Here is a 26,897-nt window from a genome sequence, read left to right on the forward strand (position 1 = left end):
AGTTTTTGAGTAACAGCTTGCCTGCTCTTCAAAGCCAGCTACTTTTAGCTGCGACTATTTTTTAGTCTAAACTACAGTTACTTAGCATCCGAGAGCCAGCTACCGTAATCTGATCTGTAAGAGAGTGCTTTGGGCTTTTTGGGGAGCGATCGGCTTCAAGGGTTGTTGCTGATTTCGACGATCGCCTCTCCTTGACGCAATCGTTCTAAAGCATCAGGTAAAGTGGCAGTCAACAATTGTTGCAGGTTACGGTTTGTGACATTGCCACAGGTTAACCACAAAATTTGAGGGGGCGATCCTAATCGACATACCAAATCGATGAAGTCGCTGTCTTTGGTCATAATCACAGCTTTTTCGGCTCGTGCTGATTCAAAAATTTCGGTATCTTGAGCATCTCGCAGTTGAATATCTCGCAACGCAACAGCTTCTAAATTAAAGTTATCTGTCAGCCAATTTGCCAGAGTTGGTGGCAGTTGAGCATCGATCCATATCTTCATGCCGTCAGTCTTGGGAAATCGGTACGTCGTGCAGCAAACAGCAAGCAAGCTTGAATATCTGCCAGCTCCAAGTCAGGGAAATCTTCTAAAATCTCAGTAACGCTGACGTTCTCAGCCAGCATTTCTAGGATGTCCGTGACTCGAATTCGCATTCCTCGAATGCAGGGACGACCACCACACTGACCGGGGGTTTGGGTAATGCGAGTTAACAAGCCAGTCGTTGAGTTCATCAGGGGTTGCCTGCAAGTTGCTTTGTTCGTCTCCATCTTACCGAGTAATTATGTCCAAACCTTATTTTTGCCTCAGTCCTGATTTTTTTTGCTAAAACGAAGTCATTACGAGTATGATTTAACTATAAGCAAAAAAGAAAGCCGCCATGAGGATTGAAGAAATTCCCCTCAACCAGATTCGCCGCCCCTTGCCGCGAGTCAACGACCAAACCAAAGTAGCCGCCCTCATGGATTCCATCCGCGAGGTAGGTTTAAACGAACCCATCGACGTGCTAGAAGTAGATGGCCAGTATTACGGATTTTCCGGCTGCCACCGCTACGAAGCTTGCCAGCGTCTCGGTTTAGAAACTATTCGCTGCAAAGTCCGCCGAGCTCCCCGTTCTGTGTTGCAGATGCACCTAGCTTGAGCAATTCATGACAGGCAAATATTCGATCGACAATCACCACTCACAACCTAAAAACCTATGACTACCAACAACCACAAACAACATCTGTACCCGACCCGCATCGATATGCCAGTCGCCACCCGCACTCAAGTAGTCGGGCTGCTCAACGCCACGCTGGCCACGACTCTAGACTTAAAAACTCAAGTCAAGCAAGCTCACTGGAACGTCAAAGGCATGGATTTCTACCAGTTGCACTTGTTATTTGATGAAATGGCGGGGGAACTCGAAGAATACGTTGATACCGTTGCCGAACGGATCACAGCTTTGGGCGCTTTGGCTGTCGGAACAGCCCGCACAGCCGCCGCAGATTCGATCCTGCCAGAATTTCCTTTCGACATCCTAGACGGCAAAGAATACGTGACTGCTTTGGCCGATCGCTACGCACCCTATGCCAAACACCTGCGAGTCGCGATCGACAAAGCAGGCGAACTCGGCGACGCTGATACCGCCGACTTGTACACGGAAATTTCGCGGACAATTGACAAGCGTTTGTGGTTCCTAGAAGCGCATTTGCAAGGTTCTGCCACAACTGCAACCGCAGCCGTCCGCGAACAAGTTGCCGTAAAATAGCCACAAAAACTCTTGTGGGGCGTTGATCCTAGCCCGCCACAGGCAAGATGCCTGTGCCACAAAAACTCTGATGGGGCGGGCCGAAAAGCCCGCCCCAAAGATGTATTTCCTTAAGGCTCCCGACAGTTTACGATCGAGAATATGTCCATTTATTAATTTGGATGAATTTTCGTGGCAGCTAATATTCCTGATTATGCTCCTCAACTGCAACGCCTGATGCAACAAGCCGGGATTTCGAGCGATCGAGAACTCAGCCAAAAAGCAGGAGTTCCCGAAATTCAGCTCAGCCGTCTGCGGCGCGGCTTAGCTTTGAAAACCCGAGCCGACATCCTGCTCAAAATTAGTCAAGCTTTGCAAATTTCCTTAACCGAACTGCTCGCAACCTTGGCCCCAGACTATGTAGAGTTAGAACCGCCCGCACCGACAGCCCTAGAACAAGAATATCAGCGCCTCCAAGCTTCGATCGCACAACAGCGATCGTCTTTGATGCAGGAATTCCAACTTGCTAGCGTGCAAATTTTAGAATCTTGGATGTTGCAGTGGCCGACGGCTGCCAGCAAAGCTCAGGAAAATCACCATTTGCCAGCCCAGAAACTGCTGCCGTTGCTGCGCCCCGTCGAGCAGTTATTGCAGCATTGGGGCATAGAGTCGATCGCCCCAGTCGGAGCCGAAATTCCCTACAACTGGCAACAACATCAACTCCTCGAAGGAACAGCCCAGCCCGGAGAACCCGTCAAAGTCCGCTACACAGGCTACACACAAGGCGACAAACTCCTCTACCGCGCCAAAGTTAGCCCAGTTTGATTAATAGCAGAAGGTATTCGGCAGAACAAAGATTGTCCCCCTCTCAACATTCACTCCCGGCGAAGCGCTGCGAGTCTGATCAGCGTTCCGATCCGCGACGATCACCATCTCTTGCACTCAAAAATATTCTCCCGCTCTGGGACTTTCCCTTTCTCTTATTTGGATCGGAGTCCGTCTCGCAGCTATACTAGCCCTAGTCTGGCTAGAAATTCTGACATTAACACCGCAAAATATGAGTCCTGTAGTTAAAATTATTCAGCCCTCTGGCATTTTAGACGGCACCAAGGCAAGTCAATTCCGCCAAGAGATTAGCGACCTAGTGGAAGCGGGAGCCGATGTGGTATTGATAGACTTCACTGATGTGACATTTATGGATAGTTCTGGTTTGGGCGCTTTAGTCTTGGCGCTCAAAACAGTCCGGGCCGCTGGGAGTCAATTAGTCGTCTGTTCTATCAACGAGCAAATCCGCATCTTATTTGAACTCACCAGCATGGATCGAGTTTTCGAGATATTTGTGACCCGCGATGCTTTTAATAGCAAAATTCTCTCTACCAGTTAACTTTTTTGGCTGCTGCCTTCTTGCTATTTGGTCGCAGATGTGCTGCAAAAGGTCAGCTAGCCAAAGTTCACCTTGAGTAAAGACCAATCATCATCAAAAACTGCTTTAGCGTTCAACTTTAGAATGTAGTTCAAAACCAGTTCTAACTGGTCGGCACTTGCACCGTTGTAAGCTGCTAGCAGGTCGATGAAAGGGTCAAGCCCCCAGATATTGCCGTCAGGTTGGTGGATCTCGTATACCCCGTCGCTAAAGATGTAGAGAGTGCTCAAATCCTCGACATCGCAGCAATTATCGACATAGGGGGCGTCGGGGAACATCCCGACTGGCATTCCGGGGGTTTTTAATCGCTGGATTTTAGCCGTGCTCGCAGGAGACTGGGAAATCAACACGGCCGGGGGATGGCCGGCGCTGGCGTAAGTTAGCTGGCGAGTAATGCGGTTGTAAACGCCATACCAGATGGTGAAATATTTGTCATTTTGGTAGCTCATCTGGAAGGTGGTGTTGAGGGCCCGCAAAACGTCGCTGGGTTTGTAGTAGTCTATGTTGGGGAGCGTGCGCGATCGCAGCAAATTCAGCACGGCCACAGAAGGCAGCGCCGCCCGCAAACCGTGACCGGCTACGTCGAGCAAGTAAATCGCCAAATAATCGGCATCCAGCCAGTTGTAGTCGAAGCAATCTCCCCCTAACTGCCGGGAGGGAATGAATTTTGCCTCGATGCTGAAAGGTTCCGTCATCGGATCTGGCAGCAGCGATTGCACGTACTCCGCCGCCTCGGCTAATTCTGCTTCCAGATTTTGCTTGGCAATTTTTAAATCTCGGCTGAGTTGGTGCAGCCGCAATCCCGCGCGTACTCTCGCCTGCAATTCGTTGAGCTCGATCGGCTTTGAGATAAAATCGTCGGCACCGGCGTCGAGCCCTTTGACTCGATCGGCGATCGAACCCAAAGAAGTCAACAAAAAGAATTGTGTAGTTGACAGATCTGGATCTGCCTTAACTCGACGGCAAACATCTATGCCCGTCAAGCGCGGCATGATCCAATCGCAAATTATCAGGGCCGGACGCAATTTTTGCGCCTGGGCTACACCGTCTTCGCCATTACTTGCTACTGTCACTTCGTAACCCTGTTTTTTCAGGGTTCTTCTCAGCAGTTCTTGAACAGCCGTATCATCGTCAATAACCAGAATTTGAAACATGGCACTCAGGTACTACAAGTCTTTCAAGGTCTGGGGGTCATTAAAAATATATCTTATCAGCGCGCTTGTCTGAGATAGAGTATAGTTTATTGACATCGCTTTTCAGGTAAATACTTTTTCCTGCCAGCCATTGAGTTCTATTTACGTTGAAATTTGATGGAAATTTGGTCGCGATCGAACTTCACCCCCAGTTTATACTCAGAATATAAACTTTGATGGACTTTTTTGGGCAGCAGGGCCGAATTGACATCTGGGCGGGACTTCTGGTATCATAAATAGCTGATTAGTGGATTTGACGTTTACTTTGCTGGTCGCAAAAGCTAGTCTTATAAAACTCCCATTCAATTTTGCCCGGTTTGACATTGCCCGCAGCCGATCGAGAATGTGGAAAATGACGCTGCCTGTGAATAACTCCGATGGGTGATGTTGGCCCGGCTTTTGGCAAAAAAGTTAAAAACGTAAAGTACAGGCAATAAAATATTTGCCTCTATTTTATAAAACTATAATTTCAGTGGCAGAGCGTGATTGAATTAAAAGGTTCCCAAAAGTTGCAAGTCCTAAAGAAAGCGGATCTTCAAATCAATACTGGTCTGAGTGCTTTAGACCCAGTTTTGTCGTGGTTTGCACAATTGTACGATCGGGCAATTCCCACCAGCGTGTGGATACGCTGTCAGTTGGCTTTGGCTGAGGGCTTTACCAATGCGGTGCGCCACGCCCACCAGGGCAAACAGCCGAATTTGCCGGTTGATATTGAGGTGACGGTGTGTACTGAATCTGTAGAGATTAAAATTTGGGATTCGGGCCCAATCTTTAATTTAGACCAAAAAATTAGAGATATGTCAGAAATCGATCCTGAAGCTTCGGGCGGGCGGGGGCTCAAGTTGATGAAAGACATCGCAGACAGTCTTAGTTATACGAGAACGGCTGATGACCGTAACTGTCTGTTGATCGTCAAAAACTATACTCCTATCTCCGAGATGGGCGACGAAGATGATATTTTGCAATTGCCGGACGAACTTTTGGGCTAATCGGCCGATCGGTTTTTAAACGCGCGACAGAGGATTTAGCCACAGTAGAATTGTCCGTTTTAATTGATTTAATTCTCGATACACTTCTTGTTTTACCCATTGGCCAAGAGCGTCGAAGGGTGTAAAAATTTGACCCACAGGCCAGCTAACATCTTGACCTAATGGCGTTTGATGGTTCCCCGTCAGGGTTTGAACTGTAATCATGTCGGGAAATCTAGGTTTGAGCAGATTTGTCAACAGCAGGGTTTGGTCGATGTTGTCGCCATTAAATTTGACTAAAAGATTGCGCCGGATTTGATAGCTATCTTGCACTAGGCGATTGGTGTCTTGCGGGGAAGGCGTAAATTCTACTTTAAAGACGGGGGAAATTTGCTCGGCCATCGGGATTGCTTCGGATGCCGCATAATTGTTGAAAGAGATCAGAATATTGCCTGCCCTTTCTACATCAAACACCGAACCGATCAGCAAGTGCAGTTTGCATCCCATGCTGTGCCCCATGCCGTAAACTGGAAGATACGAAGATTTGAGCAATTTAGTGGTATGCAACCTATCCAGGGCATTTTCAAATTTGTTGAGGACATCGCGGGCGATCGCAATATGATCCAAAGTATTCACAAACGGTGTTGCGACTACCACATATCCTTGATTTGCCACAGCCTCTAACAGCCAGCGATAGGTTAGTTGCGGTGCTGTCGCCACAAATGCACCGCCGAGAAAATGTACGATCGCGATCGGTTTAGAGGGAATTAATACCCAGTTGCCGGAAACTTCTTGCCAGTCCATAAATTTCATCAAGTTTAAAGTAAAAAGGCGATCGTCCTCTGAAGGTAGAAAGCAGAATTTTTGCTAAATTTTTGCTTTTATTTTCTGCTTCAAAAAAGGGTTTGCCACCCATTTTTTCATTCAATAAACTTTGCTCTTTACTTATATATGATATTTAGTATAACTGTTTTGGCGACAAATAGCACGGTGCGGGAACGCTTCTATTAGCGTCCTGTATAGGCTTGAAGCTAGTGGCAGAATAAATTAAGGCTGACATCCGAGCGCGGCTTTCAAAGATTTGTATATCGTGTCCCATCGCACGGCTGCAAGCCGCTGTAGCTGGTATTGCGGGTAATTGACCCGACAGGATCTTAACAGTCAAATACGGCTCAAAACCCCAATATCGCGTATTAACCAGTCTCTGGGCGATCGGCTTCGATTCGGCTTTATTGGCAGCACCTAATTTCTTGACTAAACCCGCATACAACTATAACATTCTTTAGGAAACATCCTTTAGGACAGCCCCCCGATTTCAGACGATCGCTGGCGATTTAATTCTGCCGAATGACTGATACCTTCTGCGGTTTGATGACTCAACTTTTCGTGAGACTTCATCCATTTCCACTTGTGCACAGTAGCTTGAGGATTAAGCACTGTGGTAGCGACGCCGTAAACAATAGTAGGCAAAACCTCCCGATTTAACCAACTTTGTCCCAGCTTTCTCATGTAGTGCAGTGCCAAAATTTCTCGGAATTTGTTGAGCCTTGGCAAAAGGGGCAAACTGTTAAAGCATAACTGTTCGTACTCATTGAGCGATAACTCTTTTTCTCCCCGTAAGCGTCGCAGTTGATTTTCCTTGACACACTCAGAAGCTATGCGCTTTTTCAGCCAGTGCTTATCTGTGAGAGAGTTTCCTCTAATTCGATAATTTCCCAAAGGTGCTGTCGCCGCTAGCAAGCCGTGCTTTTGAGCAAGTTTGGTAAATAACTCTGTATCTTCTCCTACCTCCCAATCTTCTGCAAACCCGCCTTCTTTGAGAAGAATGGAGCGATCGACTACCACAGAAGACGGGAAAACCCAAGGACTTTCGCCTGTCTCCTTAATCGCCTGCATTTCTGCTTTAGTTGTAGGATAGGTAGGAACGTAACTCAACTTGTTGCCGCGCTTGTCTAAATACCGCAAGGCATGAGCAACTGTTTTGACTTCGGGATTGTCTGCGAGCATCTTCAAACAAACTTCTAGCTTGTTGGGTTCCCAGGTATCGTCGCTGTCTAGAAACGCTACATACTTGCCAGTGGCCCGCTTGATCATTAAATTTCTAGACTTGGAAACGCCATAATTTTGGGGATTTCTATAGAACTTAATTCTCGAATCTTGCTTGGCTAGCCTAGCACCAACATTGCTAGTATCGTCCGTCGAGCAGTCATCAACAATTAAAATTTCTAGATGCTTGTGGCTGCCATTAACTACGGAGGCAACGGCCTCGGCCAGAGTTTCGGCTGCATTGAATGCAGGAATGATTACACTGACTTTTGGGCTGTTCATAACTTTAATTAGTTGTGGTTTGTTAGTTGTTCGCCGAAGTATAGTCTTCGCCACATATGATCCCTGAATTGGAATACGGAGAAAGTAAGGATTTTGCGCTGAAACTGAAAATTGTTGGCTGTGAAACGCACAGACTGCGATCGAGCGCGATGAAAGCTCGATCGGGTTTGAGCTGTTAACTCGTGAGTTAGACACCTGTTTAGTGCTCAATTAAAAAGGTGGTAAGTCTTTCGGCTTCCAGCTCCCGCACCAGGTAAGGGGGACTGGAACCTTTTAAAAGTTGCACCCGGATTGCCTACGTACAGCTAATATAACAGGCTTCAGATCTAAGTGCGATCGACTAGGGGACAAATTTCAGGAGGGGATCGCGGCCAATATTACGCTTGGTTTCTGGGCCGGAGAGCCGTCTGTTGGAGCCGTTGGGGCTGTAGCGAGGGCGATCGAAATATTATATAGGAATTTTGCAAGGAAGCAATTTTTACAGTGTTACTTTAAATTCTTTTGTAGAAAGGCTCCCTTTCTGCTCTGGAACGGTTAGTGGCAGCCAACTCGTTAAAGAAAAAAGGGAAGCCTCAATGTTTTATAATACTGTTCAACAACTGCAAGAAAGCAGCAGTGTCCGGCCTGCTATGTGCAGCAGGCCAACAGCTAATTAGTGAAATTCTTGATTTAATCGCTTCTGATATTTCATCCACTGAATTTTGTGTATAGTGGCTTGAGGGTTCAGCGCTGTTGTGGCAATTCCGTAAATCAGCGTAGGCAAAATTTCCCGATTTAACCAGCTTTCTCCGGCTTTTCTCATGAAGCGAGTTGCCACAATCTCTCTTAACTTATTGAGTTTTTTCAAGGGCGACAGATTTTGGAAAAAGATTTCTCGGTATTCGGTCAATGTTAACTCTGATTCACCGCGAATTCTGCGCTGCTGGTTTTCTTTAACGCAGTCTATGGCTAGACGCTTGTCCAACCAATATTTATCGGTTAAAGAGTTGCCCAAAACTCGGTAGTTTCCTAAGGGCATTTTTGTGCCTAGCATCCCGTGTTTTTGAGCTAATCTGGCCATGAACTCGGTATCTGCGGCTACTTTCCAGTCTAAAAATCCTCCGATTTCTAGGATAGCTTCTCGTTCTACTACTAAAGCTGTGGGAAAAACCCAGGGAAGCGCGCCATTTTCTTGAACGTTCTGCAATTCTTCTGTAGTTATAGGATATGTGGGGATGTAGCCGACTTTGTTGCCGCGCTTGTCTAGATAGCGGAGGGCGTGACCGACTGATTTAACTTCTGGGTGCTGTTTTAGGAGCTTCAAACATTCTTCTAGTTTGTTTGGTTCCCAGGTGTCGTCGCTGTCTAAAAATGCGATAAATTGTCCGGTTGCTGCTGAGAGCATTACATTCCGGGATTTGTAAGCTCCTAAGTTTTTTGGGTTTTTGTGATATTTAATTCGCTCGTCTTGTCGCGCCATGTCGGTGACGGTGTTTTCTGTGCCGTCGGTCGAACCGTCGTCAATTACTAAGATTTCTAGATTCCGGTGAGTGCCGTTGAGTGCGGAGGCGATCGCCTCGCCAATTGTGTTTTCGGCATTGAATGCCGGCATGATGATGCTGACTTTTTCTGGATGAGAACTTGTGTTTGTTCCAGGCGCTGCTTCTAAGGCGGTGCCGGCGCCGGGAAATGTAGGCGAAACAGTTGTGGCTTTTTCTGTGTTTGACTTTTTCTCGATCGCACCTGCGACATCTCTGTTCGCGATGTTTTTGGGCTCAAATCCGGGGATGAATACGCCGATGTTATCTGCATTCATAAAGGTTGATGGAGATGTTTATTTGAGATGATTTTTTGCTTTAATAGATGCTGATCAACAAAAATTTAATAATTCATCTCGTCATAGTAGCACTCTTCCCGCTCGCCTGCAACAGTTTTAGCTATATTGATTTAAATTTACGATAATGGGACTGAAAGTGTAGTGTATTTAACTAAAATATCGGAATTATTTGAATAGTAAACTTGTGGCTGTTAATGATTCTGATCATAGTTGAAATAGAATCTATGTCTTGAGGATGATGCTATTTAATTTTTACTGTAATGATAACTCGTCGATCGGAGGGAAAATGTTTTCAAAGTTGATCTGTACAGTGCGAATTTATACTTTTTTTCTAACAGTAATACTGTTAGGTGGCTGCCAGCAGCAGCTACAGCCAAAGTTGCAGCAGCAGCGCAGCAAAGAGGCTATGGCAGTTTCGGCTCACCCGCTGGCGAGCGCTGCGGGGCTGAGCGTGTTGCAACAGGGAGGCAATGCGGTGGATGCGGCTGCTGCTACGGCTTTGGCGATTTCGGTGGTGGAGCCTTTTTCGGCGGGTATTGGTGGCGGAGGTTTTTTGCTGCTGCGGCGGGCCGAAACTGGGACTGTGCAAGCGCTGGATTTCCGGGAACGATCGCCCAAACGAGCCACGCGGGATATGTACCTGGACAAGCAAGGCAAGGTGCGCCCAAGGGCAAGTCTGGATGGACATTTGGCGGCGGGCATTCCGGGGACTGTGGCGGGGCTTTATACGGTGCACCGCGAGTATGGTAAGTTGCCCTGGGCGCAGGTGGTGGCTCCGGCGATCGCCCTTGCCCAAAAGGGCTTTCCGGTAAGTTCGCGCTTCAGCAAGGCTACTCTGCAACGAAAGGATGCGATCGAAAAAAATCGGGCGGCGCGGGAGGTTTTTACTCGCGGCGGCGTTTTATACAAGCCGGGGGAGCTTTTGGTGCAGCGGGATTTGGCGCGGACATTACGTAAGATTTCTCAAAATCCGCAGAGTTTTTATACCGGGGATATTGCGCGGGCGATCGCCTCCGACATGACCAAAAATGGTGGTATTATTACTCTCGAAGACCTGAAAAACTATACGCCGATTTGGCGAAATCCGGTTTGTGGAAACTTTCGGGCTTACGAAATTTGCGCGATGTCGCCTCCTTCTTCCGGCGGCGTTCATTTATTGCAAATCCTCAATATTCTGGGCGATACCGATCTTAAAAGGTTGGGGAGGCAAAGTCCAGATACGCTACACTTGCTGGCGGAATCGATGAGGATTGCTTATGCTGACAGGGCCGAATATTTGGGCGATCCAGATTTTGTCAGCGTACCTGTCAAAGCTCTGACTAGCAAGAATTATGGCAAATTTCGCCGATCGCAAATCCAGATGTCAAAAGCCAGACCCTCCAGCCAGGTAAAAGCTGTTGATGCTGAAACTTTAAGCCGCTTTGTGCACGAGTCGCCGGAAACTACGCACCTGACGGTAGTTGACAAAGAGCGCAATGTAGTAAGTTTAACGTTTACGGTGAATGGGGGTTTTGGGGCTGGAGTCGTGGCTGCGGGTACGGGAATTTTGCTCAACAATGAGATGGATGATTTTGCTGCTGCGCCGGGAGTGCCGAATTTGTTTGGTTTGGTGGGCGGTGAGGCAAATTCGATCGCCCCTGGGAAGACTCCTTTATCCAGCATGACACCGGTGATAGTTTCAGAAAATGGCAAATTTCGCCTCGCTGCGGGGGCTCCCGGAGGCAGCACGATTATTACCACGGTGTTGCAAATTGTGCTGAATGTGTTGGTTTATGACATGAATGTGGGCGATGCTGTGTCTGCACCGAGAATTCACCACCAATGGCAGCCGGATCGCCTGATGGTGGAACGGGGAGGTTTTGATGCTGCGACGTTTGAGGAGTTGCGTAGGCGGGGACACCAGATTGTCGAACGTGATGGCTGGGGAAATGCTAATGCGATCGTCCTGACTGGTGATGGTTGGTTGGAAGGATCTGCCGATCGGCGCGGGGAAGGAGAAGTAAGGGGGTTTTAGTCATTAGTGCTGTCCCCCAAGAGCGAACCTTGTCATCAGTCATGAGTTGTTGTGACATCAAGTGGGGTCGATCGACCCCACTTGATATAAATTGCGGACTTACGCAGAAACCGGGGTTTTTCGGCAAAATCTTTTGTCAAGGGCGATCGCCAACCGTATAAAAACCAGGTTTTTTGAGTATCTAGTGCGTAAGTCTTGAAATTATTAGTCTGTCTACGTGTATTTCGGTATTTGTCTTTTTACGCTGAGGTTTATTGATTGACTAACTGCTAATAATTACCAGAACAATTAACCATCAAAGCCGTAAATTTACTTATATATAAAGTCATTGTAAAGGCACTAGACATTAATGCTTATTTAATGTGAAAATGAACTTGTGCATTAAATCAGCTTTGTTTTTCAAACAAAAAAATTATGATAAGTTCTCACAAAATTGCTGCCTTAACTGCTACATTGACTACTGCTCTCAGCTTGTTGGCAGCGCCAGCAATGGCATTTTCGGTAGGAGCAACTAATAACACTGAGACTTTAAAAAATAATTTGTTGGGAAAAAACACAGTTGGATTGAGCAATTTCTCTGTTTCAATTACTGGGAATCAGGCTGCTTTTGGTACTTTTACTAATGACCCTTTTGGGTTGCAGTCAGGCGTTGTTCTCAGCACTGGCAAAGTCATCGATATACCCGGTCAGAATCAAAAAGATAATCTCATGACCAACGGCAGTGATTTAAATACTGACTTTGGGCCAAAGGGCGAAGCTGGCGATTCAACTCAGCTAGACCTCAGCTTTTTTGCTGACGATACTGCTGAAAAGTTGTTCTTTGAGTATGTATTTGGTTCTGAGGAGTTTCCTGAGTTCGGCGGTTCTGAATTTAATGACGATTTTCAACTGTTACTGAATGGTCATAATTTGGCAAAATTGAGTGACGGGAAAATAGTTACAATTAATAATCTTGTTCCCGATCCAAATAATCGCTCTACAGATAACTCGGACTATATTAACAACCCAAGTTTGACAGGCATTGCTGCTAACATCATTAAGCTGGACGGTTTTACTAAAGTTTTAGGTTTTGAGGGTTTGCTCAAGCAAAATCAGACGAATGTTCTCAGCATCCGCATTAAAGATGTGGGAGATGGTAATTTTGATTCGGCTGTATTTATTAAAGGCGGTTCTTTGGGAACGATAAAAGCTGAGGCGGTTCCAGAGCCGCTGACTGTCGGGGGTTTGATCGCGGGAGGCGCTATGCTGGCTGCTGGGCGAAAGTTGCGCGCCCGGAAGTAATTAATAACGGAAGGAAGTTCGGCCAACGAGCAATGTACGGGATATAGCCTTTCTCAGAAAGATGAGGTATTATCCGGGATATGGGATATGGGATATGGGATATGGGATATGGCTATCCTCACCACGCTTGAGAACTGCTATATGTCGGGCAATTTATGAGTTTGAGCTTGCTGGAATTGGGCGGCTAGCTAATTAGAGTTTGCTTCCGACTGGCGGCAAAAAGCGCTAAATTTAAAACTTTGTGTTGCGTCGCAGATGAGAAGTTCCCACAATGGTTTGCTGATTTCGTCTCGGAGAGGGCGGCGGTAGAAATCGGCTTGCCAAATACGCATAAATAATTAAAAATTAAAATCTACAACTCGATCATTTTAATATAGTCTGGGGATACTGCGATACGATACCGATCTCCTGAGTGGCATCGGATTTCTATATTAGATATCTTGCAAAAGTCGTTTTAATCAAATTTTGGAACGGGCTCTCCGGCCCGTTCCACAAAAATATTTTTTTTGGGGAACGAGCATCTTGCCTGTTCCTAGCTATTTTTGCAAGAGGTTTGTAGCACTAATTTTCATAATTGATATTATAGTCCTGGACGCACGAGTGGCTAGAAACCGGGTTTTTTACGAAAAGACGCGCTGTAGCCTACAGATTAGGTAAAAAACCCGGTTTCTTTGGTTTTGATGCCTCCAAGACTTTATTATTTAAGATTACGAACCAAATACATATCCAATTCACCCTTATTTTTAGCAGGAATTTTTCCTCGGTATTCGCATTCACAAAAATCTTTAACTAATTCAAACGTTGCGTGAGAGATATTGATACTTCCAGGTACGCCGGAAGATTCCATCCGAGATGCAGTATTAACTGTATCTCCCCAGACATCATAGGCAAACTTCTTATTGCCAATTACCCCAGCAAGTATTGGGCCTGAATGAATGCCAATGCGGATATCCCAATAAGGAATTTTTTGTTGAGCTTTCTGCACTTTTCGCAGATCCATGAACTGTTGAATTTCTAGGGCAGCAAGTACAGCGTCAAAGGCGTGTGTTGGTCTATACTTAGGAATTCCCGCCGCACACATATAGCTGTCGCCAATAGTTTTCAATTTTTCCATAGAGTATTTATCCATGACGCGATCGAAATAAGAAAAACAATAGTCAAGTTCGTCAACTAACTCTCGCGGTGTCATGTTTTCAGATAACTGAGTAAAGCCTTTAAAGTCAGTAAACAAAACCGATACGCAATCATAATAAACTGGTTCCACTTTGCCGTTATTTTTGAGTTCTTCGGCAATTTCAACCGGGAGCACGTTCAACAGTAGCTGGTCAGATTTGTGCTTTTCGGCATCGAGCTCGGAATACAGCCTATTTATCTCTTTAAAGCGTTCAGCATTGCGGATGGCTGAGGATAGTTGCAAAGCCAAAAGATAGCCAATCCGCATATCTTCTTGAGTGTAAGCTCGCGGCTTGGTTGTGGCAAAATTAATTGTTCCTAAAACCTTACCTTCGCTTTCCAAAGGAATGATAATTTGCGAAGCGTAGGGGGACAAAATAGCAGTAGCACCCGCTTCTTGAATTAATTGAGGTTGACGTGTTATGAAAGCCTTGTTAATAGGGCAGCCCTCTGGTAGGGCAGCAATATCTACAGGGATATGCTTGCCAAATAAGGTCGTGCAAGCGTTAGTGCTGTGCAGGCAAACACTACAGTGTTCAAAGTCGAGCAACCACTTAGCTTGCTTGCCTACTACCCGCAAAATCTGATTGAGATCGAGGGTGCGGTTAATGGCAGTGGCAACTTCGTTGACGGCGGAAATGCGGATGGAAAGCGCTTGAGCTTCTGCTAACAAACGGCGGGCTGTTAACAGAAGTTGTTCTCGATCTTGATCTTCTAGCCGATCGCCCATAATATGGGTATAAAATATAGATTACAAAGCATCTATTTCGAGGGCAATGGAATCGGTATATCGGTTGACAAAGCTAAACAAGTCTGCTGTGGCAATAATCTCAAAGATTTCGGAATCATCTAGCCCTAAATCGCGCAGGTTTTGGTAATGAGTTTCTGTCATTTCCAGGGGTTTTGTAGCAGCCAGCAAGCCAAAGGTAATTACGGCTTTATCGCGTTTTGGCAAAGGGCAGTTGGCAAAGTCAGAAACCAGCGTCCGCAGGATTTCTTCGCTCATCCCCAAGGCAGACAATCCGTGTAGGTGAACTTGGAGAGCGTACTCGCTATTATTTGATTGGGAAATAGCGACGCCGACCATTTCTTTTAGCGTGCGGGGTAAGTCTCCTTGCAGGATTGTTCCCCGGAATTTTTTCCAATTTGCTTCTAATATGTCAGGGTTGATTGCCATTGACTTGAACAGGTTGGGGACGATGCCAAACCCCAATTCTGTCAATATTTCTTCGTACACTTCCTTGGCTTTAGGGTCTGTAAGTTGATCGTATTCTGTAAGTGGAAAGTGTGTCATTGTTGTGTTGAATTTTACGGTTGTTAATTTTGTTTTGGATTTACGCATTTGTTATTAAATGCTACCGAAAAGACGGCGTTACGCTCCATCTTGGCTTGAGTCCGATTGATGAGAAAATGCACCGCTGTCAGCAAACCGCGAATCTTGAAAATGAGCTAAGAACAAATTTGATTTTTGAGGCTGGATTAAATCTGCAATTAATTATAGCAATGACCGGAGCTAATAAAATTATGTTGCGATCGCGCCCTATTGCTAATCTTACATTGTCCCAATGGCTGCGGTCAACTATCGGCAATTGATCTGATGCGGTGCGAAATTTCACCAAAACTCTTGAATTGGATAATACTGCCTGCCGCGAGGATTTTCAGGCAAAAAACACTGCAAGATAGAGCTCCACCAATGCACTGAATCTGATGCTTCTGCACCCGCACAGGGGAAAAAACCAAATTCTGTCCGATCGAGTTTAATGAATTGGCACTCGCGCTCGATCGACCACTGATACCCCAGACAAGCTACGCTAACGCCTCAGACTGGAGTTATCATAGATCAACCGTCAACCTCTATCATCATCGTCGCATCATGAAACCTGCCCTCACACAATTTGGCAATCAAATGTCCCAACTCACAGGAGTTCGGGCAATTATGAAAGATATTATTGAAACTCTCAGAGCCGGCAACGGGCAGGAATTTATCAATTTGAGCGCCGGAAATCCGGTGATTTTGCCGCAAGTCGAGCAGTTGTGGCGCGATTGCACTGCGGAACTTTTGGCGGGCCCGGAATACGGCGAAGTCGTTTGTCGCTACGGTTCCAGCCAAGGTTATCAGCCGTTTATCGATGCAGTATTGGCCGATTTTAACCAACGTTATAACCTCAATTTGACCGATCGCAATATCCTAATTACTCCGGGAAGTCAATCAATCTACTTCTACGCAGCCAACGCTTTCGGTGGCTACACTGCACCACAAACAGACCTGAACGATCCAAAATCTCAAATCCGCAACCTAAAGTCGATCGTCCTACCGTTAAGCCCAGACTACACCGGTTACGGCGGCGTGAGCCTAATTCCCGAAGCAGTCATCGCCTGCAAACCCACCCTAGATATTGATGCAGCCGCCCACAGATTCAAATATCGCCCCGATTTCAGCCAACTTTCCATTGATGAAACCACCGGTTGCGTCATCTTTTCCCGTCCCTGCAACCCCACGGGAAACGTCCTCACCAACGACGAAGTGCAGAAAATAGCAGATTTAGCAGCCGCTTTCGACGTGCCGGTGTTAGTCGATTCCGCCTACGGGCCTCCCTTCCCCGCCTTGAACTTTACCGAAATGACGCCGATATTCGGTGGCAATATTGTGCACTGCATGAGTTTGTCCAAAGCCGGATTACCCGGTGAAAGAATCGGAATTGCGATCGGCGATGAAGGCATCATTAAAACATTAGAGTCTTTTCAGACCAATATGTGCATTCACTCGCCGAGATACGGACAGGCGATCGCAACTAGGGCCATTGCGAGCGGCGCACTAGCCGATATTTCCCTCAACGTAATTCGCCCGTACTATCAAAGCAAATTTGCAGTAGTTGAAGCAACTCTAGAACACGCAATGCCGAAGGATTTACCGTGGTTCTTGCACCGAGGCGAAGGAGCAATCTTTGCCTGGTTGTGGCTCAAAGATTTGCCAATGACTGATTGGGAAATGTATCAAGAATTGAAAAAAGTCGGCGTAATTGTCGTACCAGGAAGTTCTTTCTTCCCCGGTTTGCGCGAAAATTGGCAGCACAAACATGAGTGTTTACGGATTAGTTTGACTGCGACAAATGATGAAATCGAAACTGCGATGAAACGTTTAGCTCAATTGGTAGAAAAGGTTTATCATTCTTGATTTCTTCTACTCGTTACCAACAGTGCCTGGTGACGAAGATCCGGAGGCTCTGCCTCCTTTTTCCTAGCGGAGGCAGAGCCTCTGGGTATGGGTTCCCAGGCAGAGCCTTGGAACCAGTTAAACCAGTTAAAATAGCCCAGGTGCGTCTATTTGATGGTTAATATTTAGTTAGGAATTTATCGCAGAGCGATGCACCCTACAACTACAAGATCCGGTGCGCAGTGCACACCCTAAAAACGATCGACTACAATTTAAGAAATAATTAGAGGCACGGTAGTTATGGTAGTGCAATTAATCAAAAGATTACTCACCGTAGAAGAATATCATTTAATGGGTAAAGCTGGTATTTTTCCCCAGGGCGATCGCGTAGAATTGATAGAAGGAGAACTTGTACAAATGGCAGCCATTGGAACTCGCCATGCCGGATGTGTCAACCGCCTCAACCGACTCTCGGCTGAATTTCCCGCAACAAGAGCGATTATGGCTATCCAAAATCCTGTTCAGTTGACCGATCACACTGAACCTCAACCTGATGTAGTATTCCTACAACCCCGTGCTGATTACTATTCAACGGCACATCCTACACCATCAGAAGTTTTGCTGTTGATAGAAGTATCTGATAGTACGGTGGATTACGATCGAGATGTGAAAGTTCCCATTTACGCGCGATCGCAAATTGCAGAAGTTTGGCTAGTAGATTTAGAAGCACAATGCTTAGAAGTCTACCGCCAACCAACACCCAACGGTTATAGTTTAATCCAAAAGTTTTGGCGCGGTCAACAAGTTTCGCCTCTAGCATTTCCCGATTGGGAAGTGAATATCGACTTCGTACTCGGATAGATTCGGATTATAGGTTATAGAAAACATCCCCAATGCCCAATGCCCAATCCCTCCGCTTCGCTTCGCCCAATTCCCAATTCCCAATTCCTAAATTAAACCACCCGATAAACAAAACTCAAAGTCGCCCAAACCTTGACATCCAAAGCCAAATCATCCGTCGATATCCCCACTTTCTGCACGCCCGGAATGCTAGCCGCGTGCAAATCTTCCAATACAGCCCGCGCCACAGTTAAAGGCTTCAACAACACCAACGGCAAAGTATCCCTTGTTTGCTGCATTTCCGCTGCTATTGCTGCCAAAGTGCGATCGAACGGACTCTCACTAACTATAATCAAAGTTTCCGCCAACCCCAAAGCCCCCGACACCGCCAACCCCAAACCCCCAGCCACCGGTACTGTCAAATTATCCCCTGGGGCGATCGCCCGCGACATCCCTCCAGCCGCTTTTTCGCCCTGATAATTCACAGCTAACAGCCTTCCAGCAGTATCCGACGACAATACCGCAGCATAAAATGGGCGATCGCTGTCGTTATATAATCTGTACTGAATTCGACTGCCGCTTGCCACACTTGGTATACCAAAGTTAGTCGATTTCTCCGTTTCCCTGCTTAGAGGTTCCAACCGGTAATCACCACTCGCCCGCATCGGCTCTCGCTCCAACATCACCCGCGCTTGCGGCGCCAGAGTTGCCAACACCGCCCGCACCTTCATCTGCGAAGATGTCTCATTGACAGTTAGCCGCAGCAACTTCGCCGCCAGCAACGCTTTCAACTGTGGAGTCAACCGCTGTACCGCCACCTTAACCGCTTCTCCGCCGTCGCCCTGAGTATCGGGAATCGGCATTTTGCCCACAGAAAACAAACCGTAGCGGCCTTGATACAAAGCAGGCTCGTAAGCCACAGGAGTCTGAGCGACAATGGTTTCCGGGACTCTCCCGAATCGAAAATCTGCTGGTTGCTCGCTCCCTACGGCTGAAATTTGCGGTAAAGTCGCGAAAGCACTGGTAGCATCCACCCGCTCGATTCTTTCCAAACCAGAATCTAAAGCTACTGTCAAACCGATGTTTCGCGGTAATACTCGAATTTCTTCCCTCACCAAATCGCCGGCTGTTAATTGCTCGTTTGGAGGATCGATCTTATCTAAAATTTGAGCTTTTGCAGACAAGCCCGTGCGCGCCCGCAGCAAAAGTCGTGGAGTGTAGCTATCTTGTAGGGAATCGCTTTCGATCGATTTAACAGCAGAATCCACAGCAAACACCGAGCCCCCGCAGAACTCCAAAACCCCAGCAGACAACCCGCCCAGCCACAACTGCACAGTTTTGCCGCCATCTTCCACCGCCGTCACAGCGCCGTCAGCAGCAGCGGAATTCAACATTAAACTTGTCGCAAAATTCAGCGCCGGCGCGGTTGTTAAATTGTCATAGCGAATTTGCGGTTGCTGCGATAATCCCGCTATTTGCTCGACTGTGCGCGCCGCCCGCCTGAAACTGACGCTGAAACTGCTAGGGGGAGTCGCCAACCACAGAGTTTGGGTGAGCGCGTAGGTAAACAAACCCGCCGTAAATCCGTTCCACTCTTGTTCGGCGGCGATTTGAGAATTAGCGGCCGCGGCAAGTACGATAGCCTGAGAACGCAGATTTGGGCGGGAGTTGAGACCTTCGGCAAACGTTAATTCTGCGAGGCTTGGCTGCCCGATGGTGGGGCGGGGACGGGAACGAATGCGAAAGTTGCCGTTTTTGGGGAAACCCGGATAGGTGTAGCTGGTGTCGAGGATGGCGATCGCATTTTCTGTCGCGAGCGATCGTACCAACAGCAGCAGCGTTTCCTCTAAAATATCGTTTACCGATCGATTTGCTAACAGCGGCACCACGTCATCCGCCGGCACCAAACTGTTTTGCATTTTTCCCGGAGAGTCGCCAAAACTCACTCGGCTACCGCAGCCGCTAAAGTGAAAAACCACCACATCGCCTGGTTTTGCTTGTTCACTCAAATGAGTTACAAAAGCCGTCTCGATATTTTCCCTAGTAGCTTGAGCGTCAGTCAAAGTCAGAATGTCCGACGGCGCAAACCCAAATCGATATATCAGCAATTCCCGCTGCAATTGGACATCCGTCACACAGCCGTACAGGGGCGAATCTGGATATTGGTCAACCCCCACCAACAAAGCCAATTTACGGGCTGTTGGCTGGGCTAAAGCTTCCATGTAGCCTGAACCCAACCGCAACCACCCAGCTTCACTGATTCCCAGCGCCGCCAGCAACCGGCCAGCTTGCTGCAAAAATTCCCGCCGCTTCAGTCCCATTTTTCAATAGCTTTGGATTTTATGTTTTGAATTTTAAGTTAAATCCCTCCCAATCATCATCTTAGGGGAATTTAATTAGATTGTGACAGTTAATTATTCAGATAATTTTTAAAATTTTTAAGTTTTAACTTTTGAGTCTCAAGCTTAAACTTTCAAATTTAAAACTCAAAACCCAAAATTAAAAACTATTCAAAATGCCACCAATACCAAAGTTCAAGATTTAAATCTCGTAACTAAAAATATTCATAGCCTTCGCTAATTCGGCGGCAACTTCGGGTCTCGAAAACTGCGGGGGCGGCAATTTTCCAGCGCGCAGCATCTCGCGCACTTTAGTTCCCGACAAATGCACTCGCTGTTCGGGAGTGCTAGGACTTGTTTTAGTTGTAGCCATTTGTTCCGTCAGCGTGCAATAGAAAGCGTGCTCGAATTTCATCGGCACAATTCCCAATTCTCCTGGTTCAAATTCGTCAAAAATGTGTTGTGCATCGAAGGTGCCATAATAATCGCCAACTCCAGCGTGATCGCGTCCGACAATAAAGTGAGTGCAGCCGTAGTTTTTGCGAATTAAAGCGTGGAAAATTGCTTCTCTGGGCCCGGCGTAGCGCATCGCCGCCGGATTGATTGCCAAAATTACGCGATCTTTTGGATAGTATTTATCTAGCAGAATTTCGTAGCAGCGCATCCGCACGTCAGCAGGGATATCATCATCTTTAGTTGTCCCGACTAGCGGGTGCAAAAATAATCCGTCTACTGTTTCTAAGGCACATTTTTGGATGTATTCGTGGGCCCGGTGGATGGGGTTTCGGGTTTGGAAACCAACTATGGTTTTCCATCCTTTTTCTTTGAACAGCATTCTCGATTTTGCTGGGTCAATTTGGTATTGGGGAAACCGGACATCTAGTTCGCGTTCCAGCAGCCAAACTTCGCCTGCGAGGTTAACGGGCCCGGATTGGTCTACTACTTGGACGCCTGGGTGTTTGAGGTCGTCGGTGCGGTAGACGTTGAGGGCTTCTTCTTCTTTACTGTAGCGGTATTTTTCGGTCAGCTCCAAGATGCCGGCAAATTCGCCAGCCGGGGAGTCGAGGCGCACTGTTGTGCCTTCTTTGAGGGTGTCGGCGACTGCTTCGCTGACTGGGAGGGTGATGGGAATCGACCACGGGAGGCCGTTGGAGAGGCGCATTTCTTTGACTACCGATCGATAATCAGCTTCTCCCATGAACCCTTTGAGGGGACTCAGGGCGCCAATTGCGATCATTTGCAGGTCAGAGATCGATCGATCCGAAAGCTGGACTCGCGGCAAAACTTCTGCTTTGTCGAAAAATTCTTGTCTTTGGTCTAGTGTAGCAATGCGGTTGACCAGGATGCCGCCGTGAGGGGCAATGCGGTCTGAATGCTGGCTCATGTCGATTTGAAGTTGTTGATTTTAGCTGCCAGAGTACATACTACCAAGTGCGGGCTGTAAATCTACATTTTTTAATTTTTCTGGACTTGTGCAGAACGCTGGTGAAGGCTGGGGTGAAATTCTTTAAACTGCAAACTCGCACTCAAAACTCTCAAAGTTCCCATTAAGTCTGCACTTGAAATTGTTCCGGTTCTATTCCCCAATTTACCCAGCTAATCGCTGCTTTAGCTGTTAGCACCTGTGGCGGCACTCGCAAAGCGTGAATGTGTCCCGTACTCGGACAAGTCATCTTTAACAAATATATTGGCTCTATGTCAATCTCATTATCAATTTTCAATAAAGTATATTCTTGCCAAGTATCCAATTCTATTGCTTGTAATTCTTGACAAATTCTCGAATAGCCGATCGCCCCAATCAACACTCGCCGCACTTCCGCATTACGTTCTGTTAACAGCCATGCAGATTCCCAGGAATGCAGCGGAACTTCACCGATGGTTTCCGGCAGTAGCACGCCATGATAAGAATATACTTTGAAGTTGTCAGCAAATTCGATCGCTGGTTTACCTTCGGCGTGCAGCAAATATTCGCTGTCAAAATTAAGTCGTTGTGGACGATCGCACACAAAGCACTTTTTCTCAAACGGGTAAATCCACCCGCAGTTTTCTACTAAACCTTTAAAGGCTGAGTACAAAGAGCGATCGCACTCCAATTCTAAGACCTCAATACAAAAATCTACCCAACTTCCGTGACAGGCAGAAAGTTCGGATAATATCCAGTTATTATTATAGGTTATATTGACAAAAAATTGGTGAAATCTCCTGCCCAACTTCTTTGCTAATTTGTCAAAAACTTTGTCTTTAACATGGATTTGGAATTGACTCATCAGTTGAGCATACAGCGGGTTATAGAGTTGGCTGTAAATCTGGTTTTCCAGTTTCCGGTCGAGTTGACTTCTTAATGTATCATACAATTCATTATGAATTTTGTCTCGAATTTCGCTACCAGTTTCCAGACCAGAATCGCGTATCCTTAGCGGTTCAAGAGCTTCCAAAGCTATGTAAGGGCTGTCACAGAAAATAATTTCCGGTTCGCCCAAGCCGATGATGTGGTAGGCGGTGTTGATGGCGGCTGTCGCGATCGGGCGATCGACTGGTGCGATCGACAGTCCTATTTGCCGCCATTTTTCGCGATAAATGGGAGTTAGCGCTGCTTGTTCGGGAGTAAGTGCGATCGTTGGTACATTCATATTATTTAATTTTCGATTAAGAATTAATTAAATTCGTACTGAGGACTTCATTCCTTAAAAAGAGAGAAGGATTGACAACTCCCCAGCCCTAAAGGGACGGGGATTCATAAGACCATAATTTAAGTCTTACGGGTGCTGACAAATCACCCCTACTAACTCCACTTAGATCTAGTCCAAGTATTGTTGCTACTTTGCGACCAATGTTTGCACACCCATTGCAGTCTGCATTAATTAGCCACCCATTCGCTGTCCGATATAATCCACGTTTAATTCTTGTTCCAGAAGCTTTCCACCCTTCGGGTTTCGCACCGAATTTAGGCATTTCGTCAGCATCTAGAAACGAAGTTTTTGAGGTATAAGATTCTTCAGTTTCTATGAATTTTATTCCGTACTGTTCGCATAGTTGAGCAATTCGATCTTTTAACCTACCCGTGGGAATCTGAACAAATTTTTGATTCGTCTTTGTACCTAGGTTGATCGAATTTTTCTGATTCTTGTTCCATCCAAATATGACTGTACCAATCTTGGACGATACACAATAATTGATGACCTTACGAGCAGCTTTATTAACCGCATCCCGCATTGTTCTATTTCTGTTTTCGGTCAGCCGTTCCAGTCTTTTAGACCAGAATCCGTTATCTTTTCCAGACATCAAGGTTGCCACTCGTTTGTTGTAACCTTGGTTGATAGACTTTAGATGTCTTCCGTCTACGATGAATGAAGTCCCAATATTGCTAACACAAGTTATCCAGTTGTCCATCCCATGATCGATCATCAACACAGAATCAACGTTCACATCGGATTGGACAGCTTCTTTTTGGTAAACCAATTCCAGATAAAAACATCCGTTTCTGGGTAAGATCCTGTACTCCCGAATAGCAGAATGATTTAAGTTAGATGGCATGGTCAGATAGAACGAATCTATTCCAAACCAAGCTTTAACTTTGCTCCCTAATGGAAATCGTAACATTCCATCTTTTAATTTGACCGATCTACCTGTAAATGTAACCAACGCTAATCCACCTTGTCTGTATCCAGGCACTCTTGGACGTTGCGTCACTGTTCCTTCTTTGAGTCCAGTCAGTAATCCCAAATAGGACTTGAAAGATTCAGCAACGCTAGTCAATATCTGCTGTGCGGTATCTGAATAAAAAGCTTTGTAGTGGATGTTCTGATTTTCCGTTCCTAATACCTTGTGTAGCTTAGCTCTATTTGGAACCATCCCTGTCTTGAAGAAGAGTTGTCGGGAATAGTAAACTCCACAATTGATTAATTTAGAGGCTTCACTACACAGGAATTCTAAGACTGCTTTCAAGTCTTTGCCTGGACTGATTAGATTTTGCTGGCATCCATACATTCTGTTTTCCTCCTTGGTTTATATTAGCATAGTATTCGCAATTCCAGGGTAAAGTATGCATACAAAACAACCAATACAAAAAAAAATTGAAGGCGGTTGAAACCGCTACCGAGTTCCTCCTCATGTCTAAAGCCCGGGGCTTCCCTCTCGTTTTTTGGTGAAGTCCTGACTACAAACCTATTTTACGAGAGTTCTTAGATTATTGGTATAAATTAACAATTTTTTGCAAAACCCCTAAAAGCAGAGGAAGATTATCGAGATAATAAACATCATCATCAATAATTAAATTATTTCCTTCTAATTTAAGAAACCGCCAGACTACCCCCGAAGTTACGCAGCCAAATACGGCAGGGATTGAATTTTGTTTGCGTTGGTTAAATAACTGAGCTGCCACCATTTGTGCGGCACACTGTGGCAGACAAGATTCTATTTCTCCGCCTTTCGTTTGTCTGGCTGTAAAAAACGGAACTTTAATTTCAAAATCCAACGACACGCCAGACAGTAGAAAGTCGCATTCTCCATTCAATCCCTGAGAAATATCTACATCAAATGCCCAACCGGAAAAGATAGAAAATTGTTTGTTATTTTTTTCCCCCACCTCTAACAAAACAGGAGAAATAATCCGTTCCGAACGTTCTTTTGCCGTTGTTACAGCAGTGTTAGAACTAATTTCAAGGGTTCTCCAAAGCCATTGAGATGGTTCTAAAGGAATAATTTTGGTACTCAAAATCGGATTGAGTGATATATCCAATCCAAACCGATCTTTTAATTGTTGGAAAGTGAAGGAGTTGTAGGACATATTTCTCAAAGAAATCGGTGAAAATAAACATCACTTTGAGATAGAAAGCGAGTTGAAAAACGCCCAACTTGCTTGGATGCAAAAGTTACACCAAAGAAACCCGGTTTCTGCGATAAATCTTGGTTTGCTAGCGTCTAGGAAGAAACCGGGTGTCTCACCCCCCTGTGTAAGTCCTAATATAGCAACCATTGCAGAATTTGTGAACCTGTCTTTTCTTCCGTCTCTCGCGACGATCGATAACTAAATCCGACTTCCTTCTTCCTTCTTCGTGATGACTGATAACTACTGATAACTTATGACTTCTTCATTCTTGCTTTTTGCTTCTTCCTTTTTCGTGATGACTGATAACTAATGACTAATGACTAATGACTAATGACTTCTAAACATTTAACCACTGAACGAGTATCTTGGGCGCTGGCAACAAAATAATTAACAAAAGCCCGATCGCCAGTAACCCCAAAAAATCTCGCCTATCGTCCAATTCGCTGACATCATTCAACGCCGGTTCGTCGCTGAGGGGCGTCAAAAACAAAATAATTGCCCACAGCAGCAAACCCTGCTCCAAAAAAGACAGCAGCAGCATACAAATTCTGGCAAATTGCCCGATCGCCATACTCGCTTTTTGGCCAAACATCGCGTGTACGATGTGCCCGCCGTCGAATTGTCCCACCGGCATCAAATTAAACGCCGTCACGATCAAACCCAAATAACCCGCCACCGCTACCGGATGCAAATTAATCGCAGTTTCCGCATTCAAAGCAGCGCCCAAGGTTAACTTGCTCAACAGAGTCATCAGCAGCGAAAATTGCGGACTGAAAGACTCAAAATTCAACATTCCCGACTTTTCAGATAATGGTACAATTGTCGAATGATCCAAACCCCAAATCAACAACGGCACTGCCACAATTAAACCTGCAAATGGGCCGGCAATACTGATGTCAAATAAAGCTCGGCGGTTGGGAATTGGACTCCGCATTTGAATGAAAGCGCCAAAAGTTCCTAAGAAAAAAGGAATGGGAATAAAATAAGGTAAAGTTGTGCGAATTTTGTGGAATTTGGCAGCTAAATAGTGGCCGGATTCGTGCATTCCCAAAATTGCAATCAGAGCCAGGGAATAGGGCAAACCCTGGAGCAACATTGACGGGTTGGACTGCAAAATTTTTTCAGTAACTCCGGCAATTTGCGCTCCGACAATCGTAGTAGTAAATACCGTGATTAGCACCAAAGCTAAGGCAAAAAACGGCCTGGTTACAGATTCGGTTTTTACCGGAGTTTCCCCGGATTGGTGGCTGGGATTGGGAACTATGGCAAAAAAAGGTTTACCGCTTAAACTGTTTTGAAATATGACTAAAAAGCGATCGCCAAAATGCCGCTCCACATTCTCCCGAATCGCCTGATAAGCAGCCTCCGGGTTCGTGCGTAACTGTCCGCGACAAATTACAGCCTGTGGCCGAAATTCTAAATCTCGCAAAAAGTAAATTGACCAAGGAAAACAATCGCGCAAGCTCGCTTCTTCCTCAGAATCGATCGGGCGCAGGGGCAGTTTTGGCTCTTTCGGTTCAGTCGCAGAGCCTGCTAAGAGCGTTTCAGTGGAGCCGATAATTTCCTTGCGCCCCAACTGTACCAAAAACCAGTACAAAAAAGGGCAAACCAGAAAAGGTATAATTACCAACTCCGGCGGTACTGTTTTGCTGGCGCCGTTAACTAAAAGCCAACCGCTCCAAATCAGCGCCGGCGCCATCATTACCAGCCACAGCAGCCATACCGGGGTTCGTGTAATGCGGCTGGTGCTGCTCTGTAACAAGTAGTAAGATATAAACCCCAATACGAGCAACCATAGTAAAAAGAACATAATATTTA

The 26,897-nt window shown here is 46.1% G+C and carries 25 protein-coding genes; 9 read left to right on the top strand and 16 right to left on the bottom strand.

Annotated elements, in window-relative coordinates:
* Positions 1 to 155: 155 nt before the first annotated feature.
* Together QUB66_RS20880 and QUB66_RS20885 are read right to left on the bottom strand one after the other, a co-directional pair.
* Positions 156 to 497 carry a DUF5615 family PIN-like protein gene (locus tag QUB66_RS20880; RefSeq protein ID WP_332969537.1) on the bottom strand — a complete coding sequence of 114 codons (342 nt, stop codon included), beginning with the start codon at positions 495 to 497 and terminating at the stop codon, positions 156 to 158.
* Entirely contained in the window at positions 494 to 727 is a 234-nt protein-coding gene (locus QUB66_RS20885; RefSeq protein ID WP_006632006.1) for a DUF433 domain-containing protein, read from the bottom strand. The genes QUB66_RS20880 and QUB66_RS20885 overlap by 4 nt, the downstream gene beginning before the upstream one ends.
* 146 nt (positions 728 to 873) lie before the next feature.
* Here QUB66_RS20885 and QUB66_RS20890 point away from each other — a divergent pair, with 146 nt between their 5' ends.
* From QUB66_RS20890 to QUB66_RS20905, 4 genes are all read left to right on the top strand, one after another.
* Positions 874 to 1,134 (top strand): sulfiredoxin, encoded by a 261-nt coding sequence (locus QUB66_RS20890; RefSeq protein ID WP_332969539.1) that lies wholly within the window; start codon positions 874 to 876, stop codon positions 1,132 to 1,134.
* A gap of 57 nt (positions 1,135 to 1,191) precedes the next feature.
* Complete coding sequence (dps, locus tag QUB66_RS20895; RefSeq protein ID WP_265236920.1) at positions 1,192 to 1,743, top strand: DNA starvation/stationary phase protection protein Dps; 552 nt, start codon at positions 1,192 to 1,194, stop codon at positions 1,741 to 1,743.
* Positions 1,744 to 1,914: 171 nt separating this feature from the next.
* Entirely contained in the window at positions 1,915 to 2,547 is a 633-nt protein-coding gene (locus tag QUB66_RS20900; protein ID WP_265236922.1) for a helix-turn-helix domain-containing protein, read from the top strand.
* 232 nt (positions 2,548 to 2,779) lie between these two features.
* Complete coding sequence (locus tag QUB66_RS20905; RefSeq protein WP_265236924.1) at positions 2,780 to 3,106, top strand: STAS domain-containing protein; 327 nt, start codon at positions 2,780 to 2,782, stop codon at positions 3,104 to 3,106.
* 56 nt (positions 3,107 to 3,162) lie between these two features.
* Here QUB66_RS20905 and QUB66_RS20910 read toward each other — a convergent pair whose 3' ends face one another.
* Positions 3,163 to 4,299 (bottom strand): PP2C family protein-serine/threonine phosphatase, encoded by a 1,137-nt coding sequence (locus QUB66_RS20910; RefSeq protein ID WP_265236925.1) that lies wholly within the window; start codon positions 4,297 to 4,299, stop codon positions 3,163 to 3,165.
* Between the two features lie 521 nt (positions 4,300 to 4,820).
* On the opposite strand from QUB66_RS20910, the gene QUB66_RS20915 reads away from it, so the two are divergent.
* A complete protein-coding gene (locus QUB66_RS20915) occupies positions 4,821 to 5,327 on the top strand; it encodes an ATP-binding protein (RefSeq protein WP_332969542.1) in 507 nt (168 codons plus the stop codon).
* Between the two features lie 15 nt (positions 5,328 to 5,342).
* On the opposite strand, the gene QUB66_RS20920 is transcribed toward QUB66_RS20915, so the two are convergent.
* From QUB66_RS20920 to QUB66_RS20935, 4 genes are all read right to left on the bottom strand, one after another.
* Positions 5,343 to 6,110 carry a DUF1350 family protein gene (locus QUB66_RS20920; RefSeq protein WP_332969544.1) on the bottom strand — a complete coding sequence of 256 codons (768 nt, stop codon included), beginning with the start codon at positions 6,108 to 6,110 and terminating at the stop codon, positions 5,343 to 5,345.
* Positions 6,111 to 6,264: 154 nt separating this feature from the next.
* Positions 6,265 to 6,576 carry a hypothetical protein gene (locus tag QUB66_RS20925; protein WP_332969545.1) on the bottom strand — a complete coding sequence of 104 codons (312 nt, stop codon included), beginning with the start codon at positions 6,574 to 6,576 and terminating at the stop codon, positions 6,265 to 6,267.
* Positions 6,577 to 6,602: 26 nt separating this feature from the next.
* A complete protein-coding gene (locus tag QUB66_RS20930; RefSeq protein ID WP_332969546.1) occupies positions 6,603 to 7,634 on the bottom strand; it encodes a glycosyltransferase family 2 protein in 1,032 nt (343 codons plus the stop codon).
* Positions 7,635 to 8,286: 652 nt separating this feature from the next.
* Positions 8,287 to 9,429, bottom strand: coding sequence for a glycosyltransferase family 2 protein (locus QUB66_RS20935; protein ID WP_332969547.1), 1,143 nt, complete (start codon positions 9,427 to 9,429; stop codon positions 8,287 to 8,289).
* Positions 9,430 to 9,736: 307 nt separating this feature from the next.
* On the opposite strand from QUB66_RS20935, the gene ggt reads away from it, so the two are divergent.
* Positions 9,737 to 11,464, top strand: coding sequence for a gamma-glutamyltransferase (gene ggt, locus QUB66_RS20940; protein ID WP_332969548.1), 1,728 nt, complete (start codon positions 9,737 to 9,739; stop codon positions 11,462 to 11,464).
* 414 nt (positions 11,465 to 11,878) lie between these two features.
* Complete coding sequence (locus QUB66_RS20945; RefSeq protein ID WP_265236935.1) at positions 11,879 to 12,745, top strand: choice-of-anchor L family PEP-CTERM protein; 867 nt, start codon at positions 11,879 to 11,881, stop codon at positions 12,743 to 12,745.
* Positions 12,746 to 12,933: 188 nt separating this feature from the next.
* Here the strand turns inward: QUB66_RS20945 and QUB66_RS20950 are convergent, their stop codons facing one another.
* From QUB66_RS20950 to QUB66_RS20960, 3 genes are all read right to left on the bottom strand, one after another.
* On the bottom strand, positions 12,934 to 13,077 hold the full coding sequence (locus QUB66_RS20950; protein ID WP_375339811.1) for a Tab2/Atab2 family RNA-binding protein: 144 nt from the start codon (positions 13,075 to 13,077) through the stop codon (positions 12,934 to 12,936).
* Positions 13,078 to 13,442: 365 nt separating this feature from the next.
* Positions 13,443 to 14,648: an adenylate/guanylate cyclase domain-containing protein gene (locus QUB66_RS20955; protein WP_265236936.1), complete on the bottom strand. Its 1,206-nt coding sequence runs from the start codon at positions 14,646 to 14,648 to the stop codon at positions 13,443 to 13,445.
* A 21-nt stretch (positions 14,649 to 14,669) separates the two neighbouring features.
* A complete protein-coding gene (locus QUB66_RS20960) occupies positions 14,670 to 15,212 on the bottom strand; it encodes a carboxymuconolactone decarboxylase family protein (RefSeq protein WP_265236937.1) in 543 nt (180 codons plus the stop codon).
* Between the two features lie 579 nt (positions 15,213 to 15,791).
* On the opposite strand from QUB66_RS20960, the gene QUB66_RS20965 reads away from it, so the two are divergent.
* Both QUB66_RS20965 and QUB66_RS20970 read left to right on the top strand, forming a co-directional pair.
* The gene (locus tag QUB66_RS20965; RefSeq protein WP_265236948.1) at positions 15,792 to 17,093 is read left to right on the top strand and encodes a valine--pyruvate transaminase; all 1,302 of its coding nucleotides are present in this window, start codon (positions 15,792 to 15,794) and stop codon (positions 17,091 to 17,093) included.
* Positions 17,094 to 17,372: 279 nt separating this feature from the next.
* Entirely contained in the window at positions 17,373 to 17,933 is a 561-nt protein-coding gene (locus tag QUB66_RS20970; protein ID WP_265236938.1) for a Uma2 family endonuclease, read from the top strand.
* 92 nt (positions 17,934 to 18,025) lie between these two features.
* On the opposite strand, the gene QUB66_RS20975 is transcribed toward QUB66_RS20970, so the two are convergent.
* From QUB66_RS20975 to QUB66_RS21000, 6 genes are all read right to left on the bottom strand, one after another.
* The gene (locus tag QUB66_RS20975; RefSeq protein ID WP_265236939.1) at positions 18,026 to 20,233 is read right to left on the bottom strand and encodes a caspase family protein; all 2,208 of its coding nucleotides are present in this window, start codon (positions 20,231 to 20,233) and stop codon (positions 18,026 to 18,028) included.
* Positions 20,234 to 20,453: 220 nt separating this feature from the next.
* Positions 20,454 to 21,635 (bottom strand): sulfate adenylyltransferase, encoded by a 1,182-nt coding sequence (gene sat, locus QUB66_RS20980; RefSeq protein ID WP_265236940.1) that lies wholly within the window; start codon positions 21,633 to 21,635, stop codon positions 20,454 to 20,456.
* A 163-nt stretch (positions 21,636 to 21,798) separates the two neighbouring features.
* Positions 21,799 to 22,881 (bottom strand): DUF6745 domain-containing protein, encoded by a 1,083-nt coding sequence (locus QUB66_RS20985; RefSeq protein ID WP_332969550.1) that lies wholly within the window; start codon positions 22,879 to 22,881, stop codon positions 21,799 to 21,801.
* Between the two features lie 88 nt (positions 22,882 to 22,969).
* Positions 22,970 to 24,238 carry an RNA-guided endonuclease InsQ/TnpB family protein gene (locus tag QUB66_RS20990; protein ID WP_332969551.1) on the bottom strand — a complete coding sequence of 423 codons (1,269 nt, stop codon included), beginning with the start codon at positions 24,236 to 24,238 and terminating at the stop codon, positions 22,970 to 22,972.
* 199 nt (positions 24,239 to 24,437) lie between these two features.
* Positions 24,438 to 25,037, bottom strand: a complete 600-nt coding sequence (locus QUB66_RS20995; RefSeq protein WP_332969552.1) for a hypothetical protein — start codon at positions 25,035 to 25,037, stop codon at positions 24,438 to 24,440.
* 379 nt (positions 25,038 to 25,416) lie between these two features.
* Entirely contained in the window at positions 25,417 to 26,889 is a 1,473-nt protein-coding gene (locus tag QUB66_RS21000) for a site-2 protease family protein (protein WP_332969553.1), read from the bottom strand.
* Between the last annotated feature and the right edge of the window lie 8 nt (positions 26,890 to 26,897).

It is taken from the genome of Microcoleus sp. A2-C3 (assembly GCF_036706065.1).
Taxonomy (GTDB): domain Bacteria; phylum Cyanobacteriota; class Cyanobacteriia; order Cyanobacteriales; family Microcoleaceae; genus Microcoleus.

Bases quoted from the DNA above. Each gene is read 5' to 3' on its own strand.
- QUB66_RS20880 (WP_332969537.1), bottom strand. From the start codon at position 497: ATGAAGATATGGATCGATGCTCAACTGCCACCAACTCTGGCAAATTGG.
- QUB66_RS20885 (WP_006632006.1), bottom strand. From the start codon at position 727: ATGAACTCAACGACTGGCTTGTTAACTCGCATTACCCAAACCCCCGGT.
- QUB66_RS20890 (WP_332969539.1), top strand. From the start codon at position 874: ATGAGGATTGAAGAAATTCCCCTCAACCAGATTCGCCGCCCCTTGCCG.
- dps (WP_265236920.1), top strand. From the start codon at position 1,192: ATGACTACCAACAACCACAAACAACATCTGTACCCGACCCGCATCGAT.
- QUB66_RS20905 (WP_265236924.1), top strand. From the start codon at position 2,780: ATGAGTCCTGTAGTTAAAATTATTCAGCCCTCTGGCATTTTAGACGGC.
- QUB66_RS20910 (WP_265236925.1), bottom strand. From the start codon at position 4,299: ATGTTTCAAATTCTGGTTATTGACGATGATACGGCTGTTCAAGAACTG.
- QUB66_RS20920 (WP_332969544.1), bottom strand. From the start codon at position 6,110: ATGGACTGGCAAGAAGTTTCCGGCAACTGGGTATTAATTCCCTCTAAA.
- QUB66_RS20930 (WP_332969546.1), bottom strand. From the start codon at position 7,634: ATGAACAGCCCAAAAGTCAGTGTAATCATTCCTGCATTCAATGCAGCC.
- QUB66_RS20935 (WP_332969547.1), bottom strand. From the start codon at position 9,429: ATGAATGCAGATAACATCGGCGTATTCATCCCCGGATTTGAGCCCAAA.
- ggt (WP_332969548.1), top strand. From the start codon at position 9,737: ATGTTTTCAAAGTTGATCTGTACAGTGCGAATTTATACTTTTTTTCTA.
- QUB66_RS20945 (WP_265236935.1), top strand. From the start codon at position 11,879: ATGATAAGTTCTCACAAAATTGCTGCCTTAACTGCTACATTGACTACT.
- QUB66_RS20950 (WP_375339811.1), bottom strand. From the start codon at position 13,077: ATGCGTATTTGGCAAGCCGATTTCTACCGCCGCCCTCTCCGAGACGAA.
- QUB66_RS20955 (WP_265236936.1), bottom strand. From the start codon at position 14,648: ATGGGCGATCGGCTAGAAGATCAAGATCGAGAACAACTTCTGTTAACA.
- QUB66_RS20960 (WP_265236937.1), bottom strand. From the start codon at position 15,212: ATGACACACTTTCCACTTACAGAATACGATCAACTTACAGACCCTAAA.
- QUB66_RS20965 (WP_265236948.1), top strand. From the start codon at position 15,792: ATGAAACCTGCCCTCACACAATTTGGCAATCAAATGTCCCAACTCACA.
- QUB66_RS20970 (WP_265236938.1), top strand. From the start codon at position 17,373: ATGGTAGTGCAATTAATCAAAAGATTACTCACCGTAGAAGAATATCAT.
- QUB66_RS20975 (WP_265236939.1), bottom strand. From the start codon at position 20,233: ATGGGACTGAAGCGGCGGGAATTTTTGCAGCAAGCTGGCCGGTTGCTG.
- sat (WP_265236940.1), bottom strand. From the start codon at position 21,635: ATGAGCCAGCATTCAGACCGCATTGCCCCTCACGGCGGCATCCTGGTC.
- QUB66_RS20985 (WP_332969550.1), bottom strand. From the start codon at position 22,881: ATGAATGTACCAACGATCGCACTTACTCCCGAACAAGCAGCGCTAACT.
- QUB66_RS20990 (WP_332969551.1), bottom strand. From the start codon at position 24,238: ATGTATGGATGCCAGCAAAATCTAATCAGTCCAGGCAAAGACTTGAAA.
- QUB66_RS20995 (WP_332969552.1), bottom strand. From the start codon at position 25,037: ATGTCCTACAACTCCTTCACTTTCCAACAATTAAAAGATCGGTTTGGA.
- QUB66_RS21000 (WP_332969553.1), bottom strand. From the start codon at position 26,889: ATGTTCTTTTTACTATGGTTGCTCGTATTGGGGTTTATATCTTACTAC.